Raw genomic sequence first — 22,589 nt, 5'->3', positions numbered from 1 at the left:
CGAGCGCCGCCGGCCGGCGGTCAGCCGGCGGCCGTGACCGACAGGATCCAGGGCGCCTTGACGTAGCCCGTCGCGATCGCGTTGAGCTGCGAGCGCATGGCGTCGGACTTGCCCGTGCGGGTCACCTTCTGCCCCGTGGCCGTCGTCGCGGTCAGCGACCGCAGGCCGCCGCCCTCGTACGTGCCGACGGAGATGCGCACGATGTCGGCGACGCCGAAGTACCGCGCCGCGGCGGCCTGCGAGAGCGTCGCCGTCCAGCGGATGTTGGGGTTGCCGCTCGAGGCCTTGAGGCTCCACGGGTCGGGGACGGACCGCTCGTACGGCACCACCGAGGCCCACACGTCCTCGGAGTTGAGCGTGCCGCCGCCCGACGAGGAGTAGTAGTGGGTGATGACCGGCTTGCCGTCGTACGTCAGCAGCAGCGGCTTGCCGGACCGGATCGTCGCGTCGACCGCCGTCGTCCAGATCTTGCCGTAGACGGCCCCGGTGCCCTCGTTCTCCTTCTTCCACCCCGTGAAGTTCTGGTCGCGGGTGTCGTCCACGACGTGGCAGTCGCACCACGCCTTGACGCCCTGCCGCTTCTTCAGCAGCGCGTACGACCGCGCCGTGACGGCCTGCGCCTGCAGCGCGGCCGCCCCGCCGTTGCTGCCCCACGACGAGGGCATCTCGGCGATGCCGTAGAGGTACTCCGTGTCGAGGAGGAGCTCGTTGACGACGTTGATGTAGCCGTTGACGACCGAGACGGTGATCCGGCCGTGGCGGTACTCGCCCTGCGCGCCCTTGACGGTCGCCGTGGCCTTCGCGCCGGTCGGCAGGTAGCCGGTCGTGCCGCTCCAGTACAGGCGGACCTTCTCGGCGGTCTTCGACTTCGCGCCGTCGGCCCAGGTCACCTTCACGCGCGACCCGCTCACCGCGACGTTCATGAGCTCGGCGGACGTCCCGCTCCCCAGGTCGCTCGGGTCGGTCACGTCCCGCAGCTTCCAGCCGCCGCCGTGGACGGCGATGTTCGTCGAGGTCGTCCGGTCGTCGTAGGCCGAGTTCGTCGCGTCCGGGCCGTACACCTGGACGGCCAGCAGACCGTCGTCGGGCGCCGTGTAGGCGGTGCTCGTGCCCGGGTAGTAGGTGGTGAGGACGGTGCTCGCGGACGCGCCGGACTGCGCCATCGCGTAGGCCCCGTACTGCGACATCCCGACGCCGTGGCCGTAGCCCGAGCCGGTGATCGTGAACAGGGCCGGGATGTCCTTGACGGTCACGGTGACCGTGGCGCTGCGCGCGGAGCCGGAGACGACCCGGTACTTCTGCGTGGCCGTCGGGCTCACGACGCGCTCGACGGCGCCGCCGGCGGGGACGGTCAGGCGCTCGAGGGACACCCACGCGGACCCGGACCAGGCCTGCAGCGTCACGGCGCCGCCCACGGACGCGCCGTCGACGACCATCCGGGCACGCAGCGTGGTCGAGCCGCCCTTGTCGATCGTCGCGGGGTTGGCGGACATGGCCAGCTGCAGCGGGTGCGTCTCGACGCGCACCGACGGGCTGCGCAGCGTCCCGCTGATCGCGCGGTACGTCGTGGTGCCGCTGGGGCGCACGCTCACCTGCGCGCCGGACTCCGACACGGCCACCCGGGTCGTCGAGACCCACGTCGAGCCGCGCAGCTCCTGCAGCGCGACGTGGCCGGACGTCGCGACGCCCTCGCGGAACAGGCCGAACGTCAGCGTGGTCGACGTGCCCTCCTGCACGGACGTGGAGGCCGCGCGCAGGGTGACCCAGTCGCGCACGACCCCGATCCGCCACGCGTCGCTCGTCCACGAGCCCGACCGCAGCCGGTAGACGGCGCTGGCCTCCGGCTCGATCGTCGTGCTGCCCCGGCCCGCGGACGCCGATAACCGCGCGACCTGCACCCAGGAGCCCGCGTCGCGGCGCTGGAGCGAGACGGGGACGGTGTCGCGGGAGGTGAGCAGGGCGGTCACCGTCGCGCTCTGCCCGAGGTGCACGGAGGCCGGGGCGTCCAGGCGCAGGGGCGCCGTCGCGGCCGCGGCCGGGGTCACCAGCCCGGCGAGCGTGACGGCAGCGACGACCAGCGCCGCGACCAGGACGCGCAGGGGTCGGCGCAGCGGGACCGGACTGTGACTCACGAGACGCATGAACACCACTGTGACAGACGGCGCGGCCCCTGCGACAACCCGCCGGCCGGTTTCACTCAGATGACCGGAGGCCGCCCGTACCGCGCCATGCGGACGATCCCCCGCCACGACAGCGGCCGGACCGGTCCCGGGTCCTCGCGCCAGCCCTCGCGCGTGCCGTCCCACCACACGCGCAGCGCCTCCCGGTCGGAGCGGTCGCGCACGAGCTGCACGAGGCCCCACGTCCCGACGTAGACGGGCCGGAGCACCGCGGGCAGGTTGCGCCGCGCCAGCCACACGCGGTTGCGCGCGTTGAGGCGCTGCGACACCGCGTGCCGGGACGGGTCCGTGCGGGGGTGCTGCATCTCCACGTCGCCCATGTGCCAGACCTCGAGGCCCTGGTCCCACACGCGCCAGGCGAGCTCGATCCCCTCGTGCGCGTAGAAGAACTCGCCGGCCCACCCGCCGGCACGCTCGAACGCGTCGCGCCGCACCATGGTGACGCCCTCGGTCACCGAGAAGACGCGCGACGAGCGACGCGGGTCACTTTTGCGCAGGCGGCGCACCCACCGCCCGGGCGGCTCCGAGCCGTCCGTCGTCGTGAGCAGGGCCTGTGCCATGCCGAGCCGCGGGCGGGCGGCGAACCGCCGGGCCATGGTGGCCAGCGCGGCGGGCGACGGGATGACCGCGTCGTCGTCGAGGAAGAACAGCAGGTCCCCCGCGACGTGCTGGGCGCCGACGTTGCGGCCCTCCGGGATGCCGAGGTTCTCCGGCAGGGCGAGCGCCCGGGCGCCGGCCGGCAGCCCGGTCGGCTCCCAGCCGTTCCCCACCACGAGCACGTCCACCGTGACGTCCTGCTGGCCGAGCGCGGACGCGACGGCCGCGGCGAGCTCGACGGGCCGGTTGCCCATCGAGAGCACCACCACGCCGACCTCCGGCGTCGCCGCGCTCACGGGCGCAGCCTCGAGGACGTCATGATCGCGAGCACGTGGCCGACCCCCGTGACCGCCACGGCCACGGTGAGGCCGACGAGCGTCCAGCGCGTCACGTCGTCCCGGCCGAGGAGCGCGTCCGCGACGGCCGCGACCGCGACGACCGTGCAGAGCTCGACGGCGTGGAACATCCGGTGGAACGGCACGAACCGCGCCGCCCGCCGCAGCCGGGCCACGCCCCCGGACCGGGGCGCCGCGACGTCGGCCGCGTCCCGGGCCGGCGGCAGGCCGCCCTGGGCGCGGGACGAGACGACGAGGTCGTTGACGACCTTGTTGAGCAGCAGGACGGTGGCGAACAGGCCGCCGACCGTCGTCCAGAGCAGGTGGTCGCCGACCTCGCCCCAGCCGCCCGCGGCGCGCACGCCGAGCGCGAGCGCGACGAGGGCCTCGGTCGTGTAGTGCGCGAGCTTGTCGATGAAGATCCCGACCGGCCCGGACGTGCGCGTCAGGCGCGCGACCTCGCCGTCGGAGGAGTCCACCACCATCTGCAGGTGCGCCAGCACCACGGCCAGGACGGCGAACCCCCACCCGGGCGTCGCCACCGCCGCCGCGGCGAGCCAGCCGACGGCGAGCATGACCCACGTGACGGCGTTCGCGCTGAGGCCGAGGCGCAGCGCGACGAGCGTCAGGTACGGGGAGATCCGCCGCCCGTACACCTGCGCGGTCCAGTGCTCCGCGTTGCGGCGCGAGCGGATGGAGTGCGGCTGCCCGATCTCGCGGATCTCCGCGAGCGTGGGCTGGGACCGCCGGGGGGCTGGCTCAGTCACGCGATGCTCCTTCAGGGCGGAGCGCGTCCCGCTCCGCGACGACTCGGCGGCACTCCGCCACGAACCGCGAGGTGGCGTCGCCGACGGAGCCGAAGTAGTGCTGCACGAGCTCGGCCCGGCGCACCGCGCCCTCGGGCTCGGCGAGCTCGCTCCGGACGGCGCCGGCCACGTCCTGCAGGTCGGGCGTCGCCAGGCGGCGCACCTCCTGCATCAGCCGGGTGGGGACGGCCTCGGCGGGCGAGCCGGGGTCGGTGACCAGCAGGGGCCGGCCCGTCGCGAGCCAGTCGAACGTGATCGCCGAGACGTCGGCGACGAGGACGTCGGCCTGGTCGAACGCCCCGTACGGGTCGGGGGCGGCGTCGACCCGCCCGCGCGCGCCCGCCGCCTCGAGCAGCGCGCGCACCCGCGCGTCGGCCGCGGCGTAGCGCGCGTCGCTCACGCCCGTGCGGGGGTGCGGCCGGTACACGACGGAGATCCGCGGGTCCTCGAGCAGCCCCGAGACGACCCGCTCCCCCATGGCGAGCAGGGACGAGTACGAGGCGGAGCCCTGCCCGCCCTCCCACGTCGGCGCGTAGAGGACGGTGAGGGCCTCGGCGTCGTCCCGGCGCCGCTCCCCCGTCACGAGCCCGTCCAGCTGCGGGCGCCCCACGGGCACCACGCGGCCCGCCGGGTCGAACCGCAGCAGCGCCCGCGCGTAGCGCTCGACCGCGGCCTCGCCGGCGACGAACGCGTAGTCGTACGCCTTGACGAGGTTCGAGGCCGCGACGCGCTTGTCGCTCTCGCCGTGGGACAGGAAGACGTGCAGCGCGCCGGGCACGCGCAGCGCGTTGACGTTGCCGACGTCGTGGCCGACGTAGCAGACCACCGCCACGTCGTTGCGCTCGACGAAGGCCTCGATGCTCGCCGACCGGACCAGCGAGACCACCGGCAGCCCCTGCTCGCGGCGGGCGAGCGCGGCGACGCGCGAGTCGGCCACCCCCACGACCACGCCGACCGCGTCGTCCAGCGCGCGCAGCGGCTCGTACCACTGCCGCAGCTGGTAGGCGTTCTGCACGGTCCCGGCGAAGTACAGGAGCACGCGCTGGGGGTACCGGCGCTCGAGCGTCCCGGCGTCCTCGCCCAGGCCGTCCGGCATGCCGGCGGGCAGCCAGCCCAGGCGGCGCACCAGCGTGCCGCCCTGGGCCCGTGCCCTCCGGACGAACGATCGCGCGGCGGTGCCGAACGAGCCGGACGAGCCGGCGGTGAACGGTGGTGCCGAGCGCGTCACACGTGCTCGTTGGCGCGCTCGAGGTCCTCGGCGAAGTCCACCTCGACGGCCCACAGGTCCGAGATGTCGACCGGCACGAACTTCACGCCGTCCTGCTCGATCGCCAGCTCGATGCCGCGCTCGAAGTAGTCCTGGTCGCCGCACTCCTCCAGGCGCGCGACGAGCGCCGCCTTGTCCTGCGCGGCGACGTAGTTGATCCCGACCGCCTCGCCGAGCGCGTCGACGACCTGCTTGGAGAGCTGGTCGATGTTGCCGTCCGCGTCGACGGTGTACTTGACCTCTTCCTCGGCCACGGCCGAGGTGTTCACCGCGACGATCGACTGCTCCTGCTCGAGGTAGGGCTTGACCCGCTCGAGGACCTCGGGGTCGAAGACGACGTCACCGTTCATCCACAGCACGCCGCCGTCGCCGCTCGCGCGCAGCACGCGCAGCAGGCTCTTCGACGTGTTGGTGCGGTCGTACTCCTCGTTGTAGACGAACAGGTTGCGCGGGTGCGCCTCCATGATCATCTCGAGCTTGAAGCCGACCACGGTGTAGAGCTGGACGTCCGGGAACGCGGCACGGATCTTGGCGACCTGCTGGTCCATGATCGTGCGTCCGTCCCGCAGCGGGGTCAGCGGCTTGGGGAACGGGCGCCCGAGGCGCGTTCCCATGCCCGCCGCCAGAATTGCGACCTGGGTCGACATCGGCTGTGGCTCCTTGTCCGGTCACGGGTGAGGGGTCGTGACCCGCCCGATCCTAGTCATCGACGCCCCGGCGCCGTCCCGTCCACGACCTGCACCCACCGGCGCTTCCACCGCCGCGGCGACGACGTCCAGCGCACGCGCGTGGCGACCAGGCCCATGAGACGCGCCCGCCACGGGTGGGTGAGCACGCGCACGACGGCGTCGGCGAGCGCCTCCACGTCGTCGACGGGGACGACGTACCCGTCCCAGCCGTCGCGGATCGTGTCGCGCGGCCCGTAGCGGTAGCCGTACGTGACGTAGGGCGTCGCCTGCGCCAGCGACTCGAGCATCGTGAGGCTGTGCCCCTCGCTCTGCGACGTCGAGACGGCCACCCGGGCGCGCCGGTAGGCGCCCAGGGGGTCCGTCGTGTGCCCGTGGAACGTGACCGTGCGCGTCAGGCCGAGCTCCTGCACCAGCCGCTCCAGCTCGGGCCGCGACTCGCCGTCGCCCCACAGGTGCAGCCGGGCCCACGGCACCCGCGCCACGACGAGCGCGAAGGCGCGCACCGTGTGGTCCACGCGCTTGTGCGGCGACAGGCGGGTGACGACGACGACGTGGGCGGGCCGGCGCGCGAGCTCGCCCAGCCGGGTGCGCAGCGGCACGCCCCGGCGCGACGGCGCCGCCACGGGGCTGCCGATCGTGACGAGGTTGGGGCGCGGGCCGAAGTGGCGCTCGACGTCGCGGCGCTGCTCGCGGGTGAGGATGACGACGCGGGAGAACTCGTCCGCCCGCTCCAGCGCCCGCGCGTTCAGCCCGCCGACGACGTCGGGGTCGTCGTAGGGCGGCGCGAGGTGGACCGAGTGGATCGTCGCGACGCTGCGCGTCTGCGGGCTCAGGTGCGGGTTGTCGAGCACCAGCGGGTCCATCCGCCGGTCCTCCACGAGCAGGACGCAGTCCTGCGAGGCCGCCTGCAGCGCCGCGACCCAGCGGCGGCCGACCTCGGCGACCGGCACGAACCCGTCGGTGGCGCGGGGACCCTCGAGGACCCGCCACGCGTCGGCCGCAGGGTCGTGCTCGAGGTAGGTCCGGCCCGCAGCGGTCGTGAACGTCCGTAGGTGCGGCTCGGCGGCGCCGGGGCGGTAGTGCGTCACCAGTCGCGCGGCGCCGCGGTCGTCGTACGTGACCGCCCGCACGCGCACGCCCCCCTCCCAGTGCAGGCTGCGCTGCAGCACGCCGCCCTCGACGAGGTACCGGTCGGTGAGGACGCCCTCGTCGCGGACCTCCCAGTGCACCGCGTCCTCGCGCCGGACCTTGCGCGCACCCTCGGGCGGCCGGAACCGGACCGGGGCGGCCGGCGCGAACACCGGCTCGTCCGCCATCCACTCGTGGATGTTGCGCACCGTGACGTTCGCCGGCAGGCCGAGCCGGAGGCGCCACGCCTCGACGACGTCGTGGTAGTCGGTCCGGAAGTTGAGCGTGAGGAGGGTGCTCGACCGGTACACGCCGGCGAGCGCCGCCGCCCGCACGAAGGCCGAGCGGGTGCGCCCGCCCGAGTCGGCGCTGAACCTGTTCACGAGGAAGTACAGGTCCGTGCGGGAACGTGACACCCGAGCTCCGATCGTTCGTCCGCGGCCCTGCGGGCGGCCGCCTCGCCTCGTCGTCCGCCCTGGACGCCGTGCCCCGGCGGGCGCCTCGATGCTACGGGGCGTCGTCGGCCCGCGCGGAGCGCTCGGCGGCGCGACGGCGCACCAGCTCGTCGACCGCGGCCAGGAACCGCGCCATGGAGGCACCCGGCGCCGTGTCGCCGAAGTGGTCCGCGACGAGCGCCGCGTACGCGCGCGAGCCCGCGTCGCCGCGGGCCGCGTCGACGTGCCGCACCACGTCGTGCGCGTCCTGCGCGGCGAGCGTCGGCAGGCGCGCCGCGAGGCTCTCGGGACCGACGACGGCCGACGGCGACGCGGGCGCCGTGAGGACGATCGGCTTGCCGGTCGCCATCCAGTCGAAGGCGACGGCCGAGACGTCGGTCACGCACACGTCCGCCGCGCGCAGGTGCCAGCCGAACGCGGAGCCGGTGTCGACGAGGTGCCCGGCCTGCGGGTCCCGCCGGCCGGCCTCGTCCAGGACGGCGACGACCCGCTCGTGGGCGGCGCGGTAGCGGCGGTCGTGCTCCCCCGTGCGCGGGTGGGGGCGGTAGACGACGCGGAACCGCGGGTCGCCGGCCAGGGCCGCCACGAGCGCCGCGCCGTGCGTGAGCACGGACGAGTAGTCCATCGACGGGCGGTCGCCCTCCCACGTCGGCGCGTACAGCACGACCGTCCGGCCGTCGGCGGGCAGCGGCGGCGGCTCGTGCTCGACGTCGACCTGCGGGCGGCCGATCTGCACGAGCCGCGCGGGGTCGAGGCCGATCACGTGCTGCTCGATGCGGCGGACGGCGGCAGGCCCGGCCACGAAGACCTCGTCGTAGGCCTTGAGCTGGTTCGACGCCATGTAGGACTTGTCCGACTCGCCGTGCGACACGAACACGTGCGCCGGGCCCGTGAACCGCAGGACCGAGAAGTTCTCGCGGTTCTGGTTGACGTAGAGGAGCACCTGGACCGGCTGGGTCTGCAGCCACACCTCGAGCGCGCCGATCGACGCGACCGGCACCACCGGCACCGGGCACTCCCGCAGCAGCGCCGCCGTGGAGTCGGCCGCCCGCGTGAGGACCACGACGGGGTGGGTCTCGGCCAGCCGTCGCAGCGGCTCGTACCACTGGCGCACCTGGTACAGGTTGACCGCCGGGTCCGCGAAGAAGACGGCCACCTCGACCGTCCCCGCGGCGAGCGGCGCGCGCCGCGCCAGCTCGGCGGCGTTGTGCCGGCGCAGGCGGCGGTTGCGCAGCGCGCCGCGCACCCGTCGGGCGGCCCTGCGTGCGTCGTCGAGCGCGGACACGGGCGCCGGCACCTCCGGGAACGGGACGAGAAGGACGGCCGCCAGGGTATCGCCGGGGCCGCGGGCCGCGACGCACGCTGTTTGTGGGGGGCGCCGTCGTCCGCCACAATCAAGGGTCGCTCCCCCGAGCGGCCACCCCGCCTCCCCCTGACAGGAAGTTGCGCCACGCCATGAAGAGGATCCTCATGCGCTCCGGCAAGGACCCGTGGACGGTCCTGAGCCCGGAGGCCACGCTGTCGACGAACGTGATCGGCAGCAACTCGGGCAACTTCCTGTTCAGCTACTCGTCCCACCGGATGCTGTCGCGGCCCGACACCGAGGTCGTCTCGCAGGGCCTCGGCTTCAACCGGACGGACCCGGACGCGGTCTCCGCGGAGTACGACCACCTCGTGCTGCCGATGGCCAACTCGTTCCGGCCCGACTTCATGAAGCAGCTCGACATCATCACCGACGTCATCGAGCGCGTCCGGGTGCCCGTGACGGTCCTGTCGATCGGCGCGCAGACGTCGTTCGAGAAGGGCACGGCGGGGCTCTCCTCGTTCGACGCGTCGGTCAAGCGCTTCGTCGGCGCCGTCCTCGACAAGTCGCCGACGATCGGCGTGCGCGGCGAGTTCACGGCCGACTACCTGCGCGGTCTGGGGTTCTCGGACGTCGAGGTGATCGGCTGCCCGTCGACGTTCCTGCACGGCGGCCGCCTGCGCGTGGAGAAGACGAAGGACAGCATCGACCACGACGCCCGGGTGAGCTTCTCGGTCACCCCCCCGCGTCAAGGAGATGGGCCCCGTCACCGCGCGGCACGTCGAGCGGTTCCCGAACCTGCGCCTCATCCCGCAGGACTCGCTGTCGCTGCGCCTCATGCTGTGGGGCAACGCGCTGCCGGGCTTCGACGCCGAGACGGACATGCCGTTCCACGGCTCGCACCCGGCCTTCCGCCGCGACCTCGCCCGCTTCTTCGTCGACCCCAGCCCGTGGATCGAGTACATGGGCACGATCGACTTCGCGTTCGGCGACCGCATCCACGGCAACGTCGCGGCGATCCTCGCGGGCACGCCCGCGCTCCTCATCGCCCACGACTCCCGGACGCTGGAGCTCGCGCGCTACCACCAGATCCCGCACGTCCTGGCCTCCGAGCTCGGGCCGGACGAGGACGCCGTGGACTTCTACGAGCGGGCCGACTTCACCGCCTTCAACGCCGGCCAGCCGGAGCGCTGGGCCACGTTCGAGGCGTACCTCGCGAAGAACGGCCTGCAGCACTCGCTCGACGACCCGGAGCAGCTCGCCCGGTACGACGCCCGCGTCGCCGCGGCCGCGCTGCCCGGCCCGGTGCACGCCGTCACCCGCGACCCGCGGGTCGGCGAGCCGCTCGACCGCGTGGACTGGCTCTACCGCGAGCTGGGCCGCCAGCCCGGCGGCCTGCGCCGTCTCAAGCAGACGCGCACCGAGGACGCCGAGCGGATCGCCGCGCTCGAGGCGCAGGTGGCCGAGCTGAGCGCCCGCCTCGCCGCGACCGAGCAGCGCTCGGGCGGCTTCCTGCGCCGTCGCCGCCGCGGCTGACCGACCGCACGGCACGCACGAGGGCCGCCGGGCACCTGCCCGGCGGCCCTCGTCGTCGCCGCGTCCGCCCGCGACCGCCCGCGACTGCGCCGGTCGCGGCCGCGTCACCAGTCCGGGTCGGCGTAGAAGAGCACGCGCGACGCGCTGCGCTGGTGCACGTACACGCCGCGGTCGGAGGTGAAGGTGGACCCGACCGAGGAGTTGCCCTCGACGAGCGTCAGGGTGCTGCCGCTGCGCGAGATCAGCACCCCGACGTGGCTGGCCGTGGTCGGCCGCGAGTTGCGGAAGTCGAAGAACACGAGCGTGCCGACCCGCGGTGAGCGGCCGGACCCCGGCTTGTAGGTGACGAGGTCGCGCTTCACCGCCTTCACGAAGCCCTCGAAGGTCGACCGCGTCGGCAGGACCTCGGTGCCGGAGGCGTCGGACACCCACGACTGGAACGTCCCGCACCACGCCGACGAGTACCCGAAGTACGCGTTGTACTTCGACCGGCGCCAGGACGGCTCGTCGTAGCCGACCTGCGAGCGGGCGACCGCGAGGTACTGGGCGCGCTTGCCCCCGCCCGCCTGGTAGGACGCCTGCGACGTCGTCGCGCTCGCGTACGCGTTGACCTTGCTGAACTGCTGCGTGCACCCCTGCTCGACCTCGAGGCACTGGCCGTCCTGCCGCGGCAGCCCGAACGTGCCGGTGGGGCCGCCGGTCGACCGGTAGCGCGTGGCGATCTGCCCGTTGACGAACCACGTGCGCCGGGCGCCGCTGCGGACCACCTCGACCAGCATCCCGCGCTCGTAGGTGCGGTACCGCGCCGAGCTGACGCCCGAGTCGCCGGTGCGGCGGATGTCGGCCGAGGACAGCGTCACCACCCCGCCGCGCGCGGCGCCGAGCCGCGACCCGACCATCGCCTGGCGACTCGTCAGCGACTGCGCCGCGTCGGTCCACTTCACCAGCACCGTGTCGCTCGTGTGCCGGGGCGAGGTCATCGTCCGCAGGTAGTACCGGGTGGTGTTGCGCGGGTTCACCGGGAAGGCGAACCGGCCCGAGGAGTTGGTGCGCCCGGAGTAGGCGACGAACTTGTCGCCCCGCGCCGGCACGGCGACGAGCTGGACGGGCACGCTGGTCCACGCGGAGGAACCGCGCTGCACGCGCCCGGAGACGACGACGCCCTCGCCGGGCCGGAACTCCGGCTGGCTCGCGACCATCGCGAACGAGACGGTCGCGGCCTGCGCGGCGGGGGCGGCGACGAGCGTGGCGGCGACGAGCGCGAGCGCGGCGCCCAGGGCGAGCGCCGCTCGGTGGAGCCGGCTCACCAGCTCGGGTACGCGTAGTAGAGCGGCAGCGAGCGGGACCGCTCCTTCATGTACACCCCGCGCCCCGTGCTGGAGCCGGGCGTGCTCGTGTTGCCCTCGATCGCGACGATCGTCGACGAGGTCACCTTGACGACGATGCCGACGTGCGTCGCGGCCGTGCGGCCGTCGTCGATCGTGTCGTAGAAGACCAGCGCGCCGACCTTGGGCGTCTGCCCGAGCGGCATGCGGGAGCGCACGGACGACAGGAACCCGCTGAACGTCGCGTTCTGCGGAATCACGGACGCGTTGCCCGACGCCGCCGCGGCCCACGACTGGAACACCGAGCACCAGGCGCCCGTGCGGCCGATCCACCGGTTGTACTTGGAGTCGTTGTAGCGCGTCTGGCGGTAGCCCACCTGCGACTTCGCCGCCGCGACGAACTCCGACAGCCGGCCCGAGCCGCGGAAGACGACGCCGCGGGTCGAGCTGTTGTCGTACACCGAGCCGCCGCTGAACCGCTGGACGCAGCCGCTCTCGAGCAGCCCGCACCGCGGGTCGCCGAGCGGCACCCCGAGGGAGCCGCGCGGGCCGCCCGCGTCGCGGTAGGCCGCGAGCACGTCGCCGTAGACGACCCACGTCCGCGTGGAGCCCGACGGGCGCGTCGTCTGCACGAGCATGCCCTTGTCGAAGGAGCGGAAGCGCACCTTCGCGAAGCCCTTCACCGAGGCGGACTTCGTGGAGTAGCGCGGGTCGCCGAGCAGCCCCTCGAGGATGTCGTAGCGCTGCCACAGGCCTCGGGAGCCCTGGGAGAACGACAGCTTGCGGGCCGTGCTGGTCACGGCCGGGTCGACGCTGCGGACGCGGAAGACCGTCTCCACGTCGGGGCGCTGACGGATCGAGTAGGTGCCGTCCGAGCCGGTGCGCGTCTTCGAGACGACCTTCCACGACGAGGAGCCGGACCGGCTCTCGACGGCGACGACGCGGGAGGCCGCGGCGCGCCCGCCGACGGTGAGCCGGCCCTTGAGCCAGACCATCTCGCCGCGCCGGACGGACGACTCGGACAGGGACAGGGACAGCGACGTGGACGCCGCGGAGGCGGGCGCCGCGACGAGCAGCGAGCCGCACAGCGCGAGGACGACGGCGACGACGGCGGCGGCGGGGCGGCGAGTCATCGGGCCACCATGCCGACCGGATCCGGCAGACGCAAGCCAGGGACGGGCCTCACGGAGCACCCCGTCACCGCGCCACCGCGTGGGCGTCCGCCGGCGCCGCGGAGGGCACCGCGGGCTGCTGCACCGGTCCGACGCGCGTGCCGAAGAAGGCGTCGAGCACCCGGTCGCTGGCGTTCCCGTCGTCGAGCGGCCCGTACCGCTGGCGGAACTCCTCGAGGCGCTCGCCGTAGCCGGGCCACACGTCGTCCAGCCGGTCGAGCGTGTCGACGAGCTCCTCGTTCGTCCGCACGACCGGGCCGGGGACCTGCGTGTCGTAGTCGAGGTAGAACCCGCGCAGCTCGTCCCGGTACCGCTCCAGGTCGTAGGCGAAGAACACCATCGGCCGCCGCAGCGCCGCGTAGTCGAAGAACAGCGACGAGTAGTCGGTGACCAGCACGTCGGAGGCCGCCATCAGCTCCTGGACGTCGGGGTAGGTGGACGCGTCCACCACGAACGACGAGTCCCGGTACTGCTCGGGCAGCGCGTTGCGGACGAGCTGGTGGTACCGCACCACCAGCACGTACCGGTCGGCCAGCGCCCGCTCGAGCGCGGGCAGGTCGAGCCGCAGCTGCTGGCGCCAGTGCACGCCGCTGCGCTCGTCGTCGCGGAACGTCGGCGCGTACAGGATGATCCGGCGCTCGTCGTCGGCGAGCCCGAGACGCCCCCGCACCTGGGCCGCGCGCTCGTCGGCCCCCGGCCAGGAGAACACGTCGTTGCGCGGGTAGCCGAGCTCGAGCACGGTCCCCTCGAAGCGGAAGGCGCTGCGGAACGCGCGCGTCGCGTAGTCGCTGGCGGACAGCAGCACGTCCCAGTACCCGGTGAGACGGGCCGCGCGCTTGTGGTAGTCGCCGTCGCGCCCGGCCATCTGCTCGACGTCGTGCTGCATCCGCTTGAGCGGCGTGCCGTGCCACGTCTGCAGGAAGCGCGTGCCGCGGCCCTTGCGCAGCTCCGCGGGGAAGTTCTGGTTGTTGACCCAGTACCGCGCCCGCGACGCGACCCACCAGTAGGTCGGCGAGTGCCGCCGGATCTTGCGCGCCCGTGGGTCGGTGAGGCGCAGCGTGGTGTTGCTCGCCCAGACCATCCGCAGGTCGTGCTCCCGCGCGCTCAGGCGCTCGTAGAGGTAGCGCGGCGCGTCGCCGTAGTGCTCGCCGCGGTCGCACTCGAACAGCACGACGTCGGTGCGCGGCAGGACGCGGCCCACCGCGTTGACCACCCGCATGCTGCGGAAGTACCACGGGCTGCGGCGGTACCAGGTCCAGCCGAGCTGCACGAGCTCGTTGTTGCGCACGCGCTCGAACGCGACCCGCGCGTTCCACGAGCGCGCGACGACGCGCTCGATGCGCTCGCAGTTGTGCTGGTCGCGGTGCGCGATGAACTGGTCGGCGCGCCGCACGTGCTCGGGCTCCATCTGCAGGCCCCGCTCGATCGTGGCCCGCACCTCGCGCACGAGGGCGGCCGGGGTCGCCGCGATGGGGCCCGGCAGGGAGGAGTCGAAGTCGATGTGGGGCGCGCGCTTGCGCACCAGCTCCGAGCGGTCGAACTGGAAGAAGAGCACCGGCTTGTGCAGGAACGCGAAGTCCCAGCAGACGCTCGAGAAGTCGGTGATGAGCACGGCGCTCGCCTTGAGCATGCGCTGGACGTCCACGTCGCCCTGCCGGACCACCGAGACCACGTCGGACTCGAAGTGGTGCGCGTACTTGCGCATGTTCGGGTGCAGCAGCAGCTTCACCTGCAGGCCCGCGTCCGTGAGCGCCTCGTGCAGGTCCGGCGAGCGCAGGAAGTCGCGCCAGTTCGCGAAGTAGTCGCTCGCGAGGAACGCCTCCTCCTGCATGAGCGAGTCCCGCCAGGTCGGCATCACGAGCACGGTGCGCTCGCGCTCGACGTCGTCCGCGAACAGCTGGTCGAACCGCGCGAAGCCCGCGACGCTCACCTGGTGGGGGCGGTAGCCGTAGTCCTCGACGACGATGCGCTTCTCGAGGTCGGAGATGGCGACCCAGCGCTCCGTGGGACGCTCCGCGGTGCCCTGCCGCCCGTAGTTGAGCGTCACGTTCTTGTTGGCCGTCGGACCGTGCTGCAGGAACACCCGGACGCCGCGCGCCCAGCGCGCGACGGACCGGTCCCGCGTCGCCAGCAGGTACTCGGCGTGGTGCGAGCCGACGAGCCGGGAGGCGGCCATGGTGTACAGGATGTGCCGGCGCGACCGGGCGAGGACCACGTTGCCGAGGGGCTCGACGCGCGCGCGGTCGGGCGAGGCGGCGTCGATGACGTAGTACGCGCGGCGCCGGGGGTGGTGCGTGCGCAGGTGCCGGAACAGCTGGTAGCCGTTGTCCTGCGCCTTGTAGGGCACCTCGCCCACGAGCCAGATGCGCGTGAACGGCCGGGTCAGGACGAACACCCACCCGAACGGCGCGAGCCGGCGCATCATCCGGTAGTCCGCCGCGTCGAACCGCTCGACCCGGTAGGACACGTTGTGCGCGCGGAACGTCGAGTACGGCACGAGCTGCGTCGTGCGGTCGCCGACGGTGACCGCCACCGAGCGCATCCAGCGACCCCGCCGGCCGCGCGGCGCGCGCACCCGGACCCACCGCTCGTCCGCCGAGCCGGAGCCCACGAGCAGGTGCAGGTCGACGGTCTCCTCGGAGTCGGGCAGCGTCGCGACCTCGGCGAGCGGCAGCCGCGCCCGGACGGCGTACACGAGCCGGCCGTTCTTCGTCTCGCTGAGCGCCGGCACCGGGACGACGTCGGCCCGCGCGCTCACGCGCACGCCGGACTGCCGCCCCGTGGCGACGAGCTGCACCGAGTCGAGCGGCTGGTTGCGCGTCGAGAGCTCGACGTCGACGCCGAGCTCGCCGCCGCTGCGGTGCATGCGGTGGGTGACGATCGCGGGGGCGGCCTGCGGGCGGACGCCGAACACGAGGGACAGCTCCCCCCGGACCGAGTTCTCGAGCCGCACCGGCACGTCGTCGACCGTCGTCGCCAGGCGGCGGAACGGGCGGTGCGTGCGCGCGAAGTGCCCGAGCCGCACGAGGCGGACGGCCCCCTCGTCGTTGCGCAGCACCAGGGCGAGGTCGACGTCGGCGTCCCGCACCCCGAGCTCGCGCCGGATCTTGCGGAGCTTGACGTCGAACGCGAAGCCGGGCGCGGTGGCCGTGCTCGGCACGTCCATCTCGGCGCCGCCCGTGCGCGAGACGAGCCGCAGGGCCGTCGTGGTCCAGGTGCGGGAGGCGTACACGCCCGAGACGACGAGGCGGCCCTCCTGCAGCGTGTAGCGCAGCGCCGCCTTCGGCGGGACGCCCACGAGGCGGCGCACCCGGGTCCGCATGCCACGCGGCAGCGTCCGCAGCACCACCCGGCCGGGGGCCGCGACGACGCGTCGAAGAGTCGATCTTGCCTCAGCCAAGCCCCTGCTCCCGTCCGTCCTGCACCGCCCGCCAGGATAGGCCAACGCCCGCGCCGCCCCGACACCGGGCGCGCCGCCGGGCGGCCCGCGGGTCGCGACGCGCGCCGGTAGCGTGCCACGCATGACGAGGGCCACCGCCGCCGGCGACGCCGCAGCCGCGCGCGAGCCGTACTGGGACAACGCCAAGGCCGTGCTCGTCACGCTCGTCGTCGTGGGGCACGCCGTCCAGCCCGCGGCGGCCGCGGGCGTCGTCGTCGCGGACGTGCTCTACCGCTGGGTCTACCTGTTCCACATGCCCGCCTTCGTGCTGCTCACCGGCATGCTGACGGGCGAGCCGAACCGCCGCCGCGCCGCCCGGCTGCTCACCGGCCTGCTCGTGCCGTACGTGCTGTTCCAGGCGCTGCAGACCGCCGAGCACCACGTGCTGACCGGCGCGGGGCCGCCCGTCCGGCCGCTGGAGCCGCGGTGGACCCTGTGGTTCCTCGTCGCCGTCGTGCTCTGGCGGCTGTCGGCGCCGCTGTGGCAGGCGATGCGGCCGGCGGTCGCGCTGGCCGTCGCCGTCGCGCTGATGGTCGTCGCCGGCCTCGGCCCGGGCGTCGGGCACGTGCTCGCGCTCGACGACGCGCTGGGCTTCCTGCCGTTCTTCGTCGCCGGCCTGCTGCTGCCGCGGTCCGCGCTCGCGTCGCTGGCCGCCCGGCCACGCGTGCGCTGGGCCGCCGCCGTGGTCCTGGTCGCCGCGGCGGCCGGGGTCGCGCTCACCCGCGGCGAGTTCAGCCGGGCGGCGCTGCAGCCGGGGTTCTCCACGCAGTCCCTCGGCACCGACCCGCTGACGGGCTCCGTGCTGCGCCTGCTGCTGCTCGGCGCGAGCGCCGTCGCGGTCGCGGCGGTGCTCGCGCTCGTGCCCTCGGGTGCGCGGCGGTGGACCGGCGTCGGCGCCGCGTCGATGTACGTCTACCTCCTGCACGCGCCGCTGCTGCTGCCCCTGCGGGACGGCCGCTGGGTCGCCGGCACGGCGTTGGCGCTGCTCACGGCGCTCGCGGCGGTGCTGCTCGCGCTCCTGCTCGGCAGCCGCCCGGTGCAGCGGGTGACCCGCTGGGCGGTCGAGCCGCGGTGGGCCGACGCCCTGCTCGCCGGCGACCTGCGGTCAGCGCGACCGGCCCGCCCCGCCGCGCAGGAAGCCCGCACCCCAGCAGACGTGCATGACGACGAGGACCGCGGGGAACCGCCACGCGGCGCGCGCCCGTAGCCCGCGGCCGGCCACGACGGCGGCGACCAGGACGCCCACGAGGTACGCGCCCGGCACCACCAGCGCGGCCAGCAGCGCGGGGACGCCGGCCAGCAGGCCCACGAGGGCGACGACGACGGCGAGGGCCATGGCCGCGACCGCGACCGGCGGCGCGAGGTACCGGGGCGAGGCCGTCGCGGGGTACCGGCTGACGACCTCGCGGCGCCACTGGCCCGTGCGGAAGAACTGCGACGCGAGCGCGCGCCACGAGGAGCGGGGGCGGTACTCGACGCGCAGCCGCGGCGTGAACCAGACGACGCCGCCCGACTCGCGCAGCCGCAGGTTGAGCTCCCAGTCCTGCGCCCGGGTCCAGTGCTCGTCGTACCCGCCGACGCGCGCGAACGTCGCCCGGCGGAACGCGCCGAGGTAGACCGTCTCGCCCTCGCCCTCGACGCCGCCGGTGTGGAAGCGCCCGCCGCCGAGGCCCACGGGGTGCGACATCGCCCGGGCCACCGCCTCCTGCAGGCCGCCGGAGCCGACGGGCACCATCATCCCGCCGACGTTGTCCGCCCCCGTCCGCTCGAGCACCTCGACCGCCGTGCGCACGTAGCCCTGCGGCAGCCGGGCGTGCCCGTCGGTCCGGACGAGGTAGACGCTGGACGGCAGCGCCGCGATCCCGGCGCGCACGGCGAGGTTGAGGCCCTGCGGCGTCAGGCCCGTGGGGTTCGGCACGACGACCACCCGGGGGTCGTGCTGCGCCACCTCGTCCGCCAGCTCGGCCGTCCGGTCCCGGGACGGCCCGACCGCCAGCGCGACGACCAGCGGGCCGGGGTAGTCCTGTTCGAGCACCGACGCGACCGCCTCGCGCAGGTCGCGCTCCTCGTCGCGCACCGCCGCGAAGACGACCACGGCAGGACGGGAACGACTCGCGGGGGGCATCCGCGCAGGATAGGGCACCCCGCGCGCCGGGCGCCGACGCGCAGGGGCGTCCGCCGCCCCGCGCGGGCGGGCGACGGCCGCGGCGCTGTGGTGAACGCCACGTCCCACGGGCCGAGCCGGCCGGCTCGGCGCCTCAAGTCGCCGGGCCCGGGTACCGACGGACAGGACGAACCCCTGGAGGACTCCGTCGTCATGCCGTCCCTCGCTCTGCCCGGCACCCGCACCGCCCGTCTCGTCGCCGCACTCCTCGTCACCGTCACCGCTCTCGCCCTCGTCGCGGCGCCCGCCGAGGCGACGCTCCCCGCCGGCTCGGTGAGCGTCTCGGTCTCGAAGAAGGACTTCATCTCCGGCGACGCCGTCCTGGTCTCGGGGAAGGTCGCCGGAGCGCGCGTGACCACGGCCCGGCTCGAGCGCAAGGTCGGCTCGAGCTGGCGCCGGATCGCGTCGGTGCGCACGTCCAGCACCGGGGTGTACAAGTTCCGCACGGTGCTCACGGGGACCGCCGACGTCCCGCTGCGCGTGCGCGCCGACGCGAGCAGCACGCGCCGCGCCGCGACGTCGGCCGTCCGCACGGTCCCCCACTTCCGTTGCACGCAGTCCGTGTCGCCGACCCGCGGCGTGGCCATGAAGCTGCTCCAGCCGGGTCCCGGTGCGGCGGCGCGCTCGGCCGCGCACCTCAAGGGCGTGCTGTGCGCGACCTCGTCCCGCGCGACCGTCCGGGTGTCGCTGTACCTGCTGGCGCCCGACGACGCGAGCGCCGCGACGCTGCTGCGGACGCTCGAGTACCTGCACCGCGAGCGGAAGGTGACGGTCGCGTTCCTGCTCGAGCGCACCGGGACGGGCGCGATGGACGCCACCGCCCGCCGCCTGCGCTCGTTCGCCCAGGTGACCGTGTGCGACCGCGGCTGCGCCAACGGCTCGGGCACCGACGGCGCGATGCACAACAAGGTCGTGGCGATCAGCGACACCCGCTGGCGCAGCGGGGTCGACCGCGCCGTCGTCCTCAGCTCGGCGAACTGGTCCGACCGCCAGCTCGGCCAGTACTGGCAGACCGTCGTCACGTTCCACCAGGACGACCGCCTGTACGCCGCCCACCTGCACAACTTCGACTACCAGCGCGCGTGCGCCACCGGGTGCCGCACCGCCCTCAAGCCGGTGGTCGACACCGACGCGGGCCGCGGCACGCAGGTCTCCTTCTTCCCGCAGGACGGCGACGACAACGTCGTCGACCTCCTCGACTCGGTCGGCTGCGTCGCGGGCTCGAAGATCGAGGTCGCGATGTACATCGCGTCGCCGAGCCGCTCCCGCGCGATCTCCCGCGCGCTGGCCCGCCTGGTGCACGACGGCTGCAGCGTACGGCTCGTCATGAGCCGGTCCGGCATCTACGCGAACGACGCCGAGGTGCGGCGCACCCTCGCGGCGTCGGGCGCGCGCGCGATGCGCTGCACGGACCTCATGCACGGCAAGTTCCTCGTCATGCGCGACGTGGTCCTCGACGGCCGCCCCGGGCAGACCCTGGTCTCGGACGGCTCGCAGAACTGGACGTTCTCCGGGCTGCGCACCAACGACGACGCGACGTTCGTGCTGTCGACGGCCGGCGCGTCCTCCGTCTCCCGCGCGCGCATCGTGCAGGTCGCGCAGGACTACGTCGACGCCTGGCGGGCCGTCTACGTCCACGGCTCCGACTGCTGAGGGCTGAGCCCTCGGGTCCCGGACGGGCCGTCAGCCGGCGCCGTCAGCCGGCGCGCAGCGGCTCCAGGCCGGCGTCGCGCTGGTGCCGCCACGCCTCCCAGGCGGAGGCGACCATCGACGTTAGGTCGTGCGTCGGCTCCCAGCCGAGGGTCTCCCGCACACGGCGGGCGGTCGCGACGAGCCGCGCCGGGTCGCCCGGGCGGCGCGGGGCGACCTCCGGGGCGGTCGGCAGGCCGGTCACCCGCTCGACGGCCGCGAGGACCTCCAGGACCGACGAGCCGCGCCCGAGGCCCACGTCGAGCACCTCGACGTCGCGGGCGTCCCGGCCGAGGTAGTCCAGGGCCGCGACGTGCGCGGACGCCAGGTCGGCGACGTGCACGTAGTCCCGCACGCAGCTGCCGTCGGGCGTCGGGTAGTCGTCGCCGAAGAGCACCGGCCGACGGCCGCGCTCGAGGTGGTCGAGCACGAGCGTGACCAGGTTGAGCACCGCGGGGTCGCCGAGCTCGGGGACGGCCGCCCCCGCGACGTTGAAGTAGCGCAGCGACAGGTGGCGCAGGCCCCAGGCGCGACCCGCGTCCTGGACCATCCACTCGCCGACGAGCTTCGTGCGCCCGTACGGGTTGATAGGGGCCGCCACGGTCGTCTCGTCGACGACCCCGGACGCCGGCTCGCCGTAGACGGCCGCCGACGAGGAGAACACGAGCCGGTCGCAGCCGGTGCGGCGCGCGGCCTCGAGCACCGTCGCGAGGCCGCCGACGTTCTGGCGGTAGTACCACTCGGGCCGGGCGACGGACTCCCCCACCTGCTTCTTGGCGGCGAGGTGCACGACCGCGGTCGCCCGGCTCTCGCGCAGGACGTCCGCGACGAGCTCGTCGGCGCCCGGCGCCGTCAGGTCGAGCCGGTGCAGCGGCACGCCCGCGACGCGTCCGGCGTCGGACGTCGAGAGGTCGTCGACGACGACGACGTCCTGACCCGACGACGCGAGGGCGCGCACGACGTGCGCCCCGATGTACCCGGCCCCGCCGGTGACCACGATCGACACCGCTCCACCCTAGCCGCGCGCTGATCTGCACAGATCCTTTACGGGCCCGCACCGTCCGCTCCGCCGCTCGCGGTCGGCACGACCGTACGATCCCTGCGTGCCCATCCGCCATGCCGCCCCGACGCGCTCGTCCACCGCCCGGCACTCACGCCGTCCCCGCACCCACGGCGTGGCCCGCGGCACCGCGATCGCGGCCGTCGCCGTGCTCACGTTCGGCGCCGGCACCGCCGCGGCCACGGTGCTGCACCTCGGCGGCAACGTGCGGCACGTCGACGCGCTCGCGCTCACCGGGCCGAAGCCGACGAAGTCCGTCGACCCGGACGACCCGAACGCCGGCGAGGACCTCAACATCCTCGTCATCGGCTCCGACCAGCGCGACGGCGAGAACGGCGACCTCGGCGGCCTGGCGGGGCTGTCGAGCATGCGGTCGGACACCGCGATGGTCATGCACATCTCGGCGGACCGCTCGCGCGTCGACGTCGTGTCGATCCCCCGCGACTCCCTCGTCGACATCCCCTCGTGCACGATGTCGGACGGCACCACGCTCCAGCCGCGCCCGTCCGTGATGTTCAACAGCGCTTTCGCCTACGGGTGGGACTACGGCGGCGACATGGCCTCCGCCGCGGGCTGCACGATCAAGACGGTGCAGCACAACACCGGCATCGCGATCGACCACTTCGTCATCGTCGACTTCGCCGGCTTCAAGGACATGGTGAACGCCATCGACGGCGTGCCGATCTGCATCCCGAACCGCCTGTACTCGAAGAAGGCACGGCTGCACCTGGAGGCGGGCGAGCAGCGCCTCAACGGCAAGACGGCGCTCGCGTTCGCCCGCGCCCGCACCGGCGAGGGCCTGGGCGACGGCTCCGACATCAACCGCATCGGCAACCAGCAGCGCCTCGTCGCGGCGATGGCGAGCGAGGTGCTCTCGTCCAAGGTGCTCACCAACCCGACGAAGCTGCTGCCGTTCCTCGACGCGGCCACCGGCTCGGTCACCGTCGACAAGGGCTTCACGCTCACCGACATGGTCGGCGTCGCCTACAGCATGCGGTCGATCCGCGGTGGCAACATCAGCTTCATGACGATCCCGTGGACGAGCGCGCCCAACGACCGCAACCGGGTCGTCTGGGCGCCCGAGGCCGCGCAGGTCTGGGAGAACATCGCCAACGACCGTCCGATGGACGGCAAGGAGCACGAGCCCACGACGCCGTCCTCGACGCCCACGCCGGGGAGCACGGCCACCTCGAAGCCGTCCAAGCCCACGCCGCAGGCGACGAAGCAGGCGGGTCGCGAGGCGTTCTCCCTCGACGACAAGACGGCTGACTGCAGCTAGTGGCCGACGACGCGAAGCGCACGCCGCCCCCGAGCTTCTCGCCGGAGGGCGGCCGCGCCCGCCCGGGCTCCGGCGCGGACACCCCCATCGTCGTCGGCCGCGACGAGGCGCCGGCGCGCCCGCCGCGGCGCAGCGCGTCGTCGGCGGGCCCTCGGGCCGGCGGTG

16 protein-coding genes and 1 pseudogene are annotated in these 22,589 nt (G+C 74.3%); 5 read left to right on the top strand and 12 right to left on the bottom strand.

Going from position 1 to position 22,589, the window contains the following annotated elements:
* Window positions 1-20: 20 nt before the first annotated feature.
* The 7 genes from HGCM_RS09675 to HGCM_RS09645 all read right to left on the bottom strand — a co-directional run bounded on the left by HGCM_RS09675 (window position 21) and on the right by HGCM_RS09645 (window position 8,742).
* On the bottom strand, window positions 21-2,141 hold the full coding sequence (locus HGCM_RS09675; RefSeq protein WP_147572782.1) for a SpoIID/LytB domain-containing protein: 2,121 nt from the start codon (window positions 2,139-2,141) through the stop codon (window positions 21-23).
* A 56-nt stretch (window positions 2,142-2,197) separates the two neighbouring features.
* Complete coding sequence (locus tag HGCM_RS09670; protein WP_019136642.1) at window positions 2,198-3,073, bottom strand: glycosyltransferase family 2 protein; 876 nt, start codon at window positions 3,071-3,073, stop codon at window positions 2,198-2,200.
* On the bottom strand, window positions 3,070-3,879 hold the full coding sequence (locus HGCM_RS09665; RefSeq protein WP_019136641.1) for a CDP-alcohol phosphatidyltransferase family protein: 810 nt from the start codon (window positions 3,877-3,879) through the stop codon (window positions 3,070-3,072). The genes HGCM_RS09670 and HGCM_RS09665 overlap by 4 nt, the downstream gene beginning before the upstream one ends.
* Window positions 3,872-5,146 (bottom strand): CDP-glycerol glycerophosphotransferase family protein, encoded by a 1,275-nt coding sequence (locus HGCM_RS17815; RefSeq protein WP_019136640.1) that lies wholly within the window; start codon window positions 5,144-5,146, stop codon window positions 3,872-3,874. The genes HGCM_RS09665 and HGCM_RS17815 overlap by 8 nt, the downstream gene beginning before the upstream one ends.
* Window positions 5,143-5,832 (bottom strand): phosphocholine cytidylyltransferase family protein, encoded by a 690-nt coding sequence (locus HGCM_RS09655; protein ID WP_026075384.1) that lies wholly within the window; start codon window positions 5,830-5,832, stop codon window positions 5,143-5,145. Before HGCM_RS09655 ends, HGCM_RS17815 begins: the two co-directional genes overlap by 4 nt.
* 56 nt (window positions 5,833-5,888) lie before the next feature.
* The gene (locus HGCM_RS18845; protein WP_019136638.1) at window positions 5,889-7,418 is read right to left on the bottom strand and encodes a glycosyltransferase; all 1,530 of its coding nucleotides are present in this window, start codon (window positions 7,416-7,418) and stop codon (window positions 5,889-5,891) included.
* A 91-nt stretch (window positions 7,419-7,509) separates the two neighbouring features.
* Window positions 7,510-8,742, bottom strand: coding sequence for a CDP-glycerol--glycerophosphate glycerophosphotransferase (locus tag HGCM_RS09645; protein WP_026075383.1), 1,233 nt, complete (start codon window positions 8,740-8,742; stop codon window positions 7,510-7,512).
* A gap of 170 nt (window positions 8,743-8,912) precedes the next feature.
* Here HGCM_RS09645 and HGCM_RS20565 point away from each other — a divergent pair.
* Together HGCM_RS20565 and HGCM_RS20445 are read left to right on the top strand one after the other, a co-directional pair.
* Window positions 8,913-9,452, top strand: a pseudogene (locus HGCM_RS20565) (polysaccharide pyruvyl transferase family protein); the annotation flags it as partial.
* Between the two features lie 64 nt (window positions 9,453-9,516).
* Window positions 9,517-10,296: a glycosyltransferase family protein gene (locus tag HGCM_RS20445; protein WP_019136633.1), complete on the top strand. Its 780-nt coding sequence runs from the start codon at window positions 9,517-9,519 to the stop codon at window positions 10,294-10,296.
* 104 nt (window positions 10,297-10,400) lie between these two features.
* On the opposite strand, the gene HGCM_RS20440 is transcribed toward HGCM_RS20445, so the two are convergent.
* From HGCM_RS20440 to HGCM_RS17795, 3 genes are all read right to left on the bottom strand, one after another.
* Window positions 10,401-11,603 carry an LGFP repeat-containing protein gene (locus tag HGCM_RS20440; RefSeq protein WP_019136632.1) on the bottom strand — a complete coding sequence of 401 codons (1,203 nt, stop codon included), beginning with the start codon at window positions 11,601-11,603 and terminating at the stop codon, window positions 10,401-10,403.
* On the bottom strand, window positions 11,600-12,754 hold the full coding sequence (locus tag HGCM_RS18830) for a CHAP domain-containing protein (protein ID WP_019136631.1): 1,155 nt from the start codon (window positions 12,752-12,754) through the stop codon (window positions 11,600-11,602). Before HGCM_RS18830 ends, HGCM_RS20440 begins: the two co-directional genes overlap by 4 nt.
* Before the next feature lie 64 nt (window positions 12,755-12,818).
* Complete coding sequence (locus HGCM_RS17795; protein ID WP_161604974.1) at window positions 12,819-16,115, bottom strand: CDP-glycerol glycerophosphotransferase family protein; 3,297 nt, start codon at window positions 16,113-16,115, stop codon at window positions 12,819-12,821.
* A gap of 199 nt (window positions 16,116-16,314) precedes the next feature.
* Between HGCM_RS17795 and HGCM_RS17790 the strand changes: the two genes are divergently transcribed.
* A complete protein-coding gene (locus HGCM_RS17790; protein WP_019136629.1) occupies window positions 16,315-17,439 on the top strand; it encodes an acyltransferase family protein in 1,125 nt (374 codons plus the stop codon).
* On the opposite strand, the gene HGCM_RS09615 is transcribed toward HGCM_RS17790, so the two are convergent.
* A complete protein-coding gene (locus HGCM_RS09615) occupies window positions 17,338-18,357 on the bottom strand; it encodes a glycosyltransferase family 2 protein (RefSeq protein WP_040399041.1) in 1,020 nt (339 codons plus the stop codon). The genes HGCM_RS17790 and HGCM_RS09615 overlap by 102 nt on opposite strands.
* Before the next feature lie 192 nt (window positions 18,358-18,549).
* Here HGCM_RS09615 and HGCM_RS09610 point away from each other — a divergent pair, with 192 nt between their 5' ends.
* Window positions 18,550-20,049 carry a phospholipase D-like domain-containing protein gene (locus tag HGCM_RS09610; protein WP_019136627.1) on the top strand — a complete coding sequence of 500 codons (1,500 nt, stop codon included), beginning with the start codon at window positions 18,550-18,552 and terminating at the stop codon, window positions 20,047-20,049.
* A 43-nt stretch (window positions 20,050-20,092) separates the two neighbouring features.
* On the opposite strand, the gene galE is transcribed toward HGCM_RS09610, so the two are convergent.
* A complete protein-coding gene (gene galE, locus HGCM_RS09605) occupies window positions 20,093-21,091 on the bottom strand; it encodes a UDP-glucose 4-epimerase GalE (protein WP_019136626.1) in 999 nt (332 codons plus the stop codon).
* A gap of 97 nt (window positions 21,092-21,188) precedes the next feature.
* On the opposite strand from galE, the gene HGCM_RS09600 reads away from it, so the two are divergent.
* Window positions 21,189-22,424 (top strand): LCP family protein, encoded by a 1,236-nt coding sequence (locus tag HGCM_RS09600; protein ID WP_019136625.1) that lies wholly within the window; start codon window positions 21,189-21,191, stop codon window positions 22,422-22,424.
* Window positions 22,425-22,589: the final 165 nt, after the last annotated feature.

The organism is Cellulomonas massiliensis JC225 (assembly GCF_000312005.1).
Lineage (GTDB): Bacteria > Actinomycetota > Actinomycetes > Actinomycetales > Cellulomonadaceae > Cellulomonas > Cellulomonas massiliensis.
Note: the sequence above shows the minus strand (reverse complement) of the source record. Positions and strands in the feature narration are given on the sequence as shown.

What these genes read in the sequence shown, in the direction of transcription:
- HGCM_RS17790 (WP_019136629.1), top strand. Translation starts at nt 16,315, where the DNA reads ATGACGAGGGCCACCGCCGCCGGCGACGCCGCAGCCGCGCGCGAGCCG.
- HGCM_RS09610 (WP_019136627.1), top strand. Translation starts at nt 18,550, where the DNA reads ATGCCGTCCCTCGCTCTGCCCGGCACCCGCACCGCCCGTCTCGTCGCC.
- HGCM_RS20445 (WP_019136633.1), top strand. Translation starts at nt 9,517, where the DNA reads ATGGGCCCCGTCACCGCGCGGCACGTCGAGCGGTTCCCGAACCTGCGC.
- HGCM_RS09655 (WP_026075384.1), bottom strand. Translation starts at nt 5,832, where the DNA reads ATGTCGACCCAGGTCGCAATTCTGGCGGCGGGCATGGGAACGCGCCTC.
- HGCM_RS17795 (WP_161604974.1), bottom strand. Translation starts at nt 16,115, where the DNA reads ATGCGGACCCGGGTGCGCCGCCTCGTGGGCGTCCCGCCGAAGGCGGCG.
- HGCM_RS09615 (WP_040399041.1), bottom strand. Translation starts at nt 18,357, where the DNA reads ATGCCCCCCGCGAGTCGTTCCCGTCCTGCCGTGGTCGTCTTCGCGGCG.
- HGCM_RS18830 (WP_019136631.1), bottom strand. Translation starts at nt 12,754, where the DNA reads ATGACTCGCCGCCCCGCCGCCGCCGTCGTCGCCGTCGTCCTCGCGCTG.
- HGCM_RS09675 (WP_147572782.1), bottom strand. Translation starts at nt 2,141, where the DNA reads ATGCGTCTCGTGAGTCACAGTCCGGTCCCGCTGCGCCGACCCCTGCGC.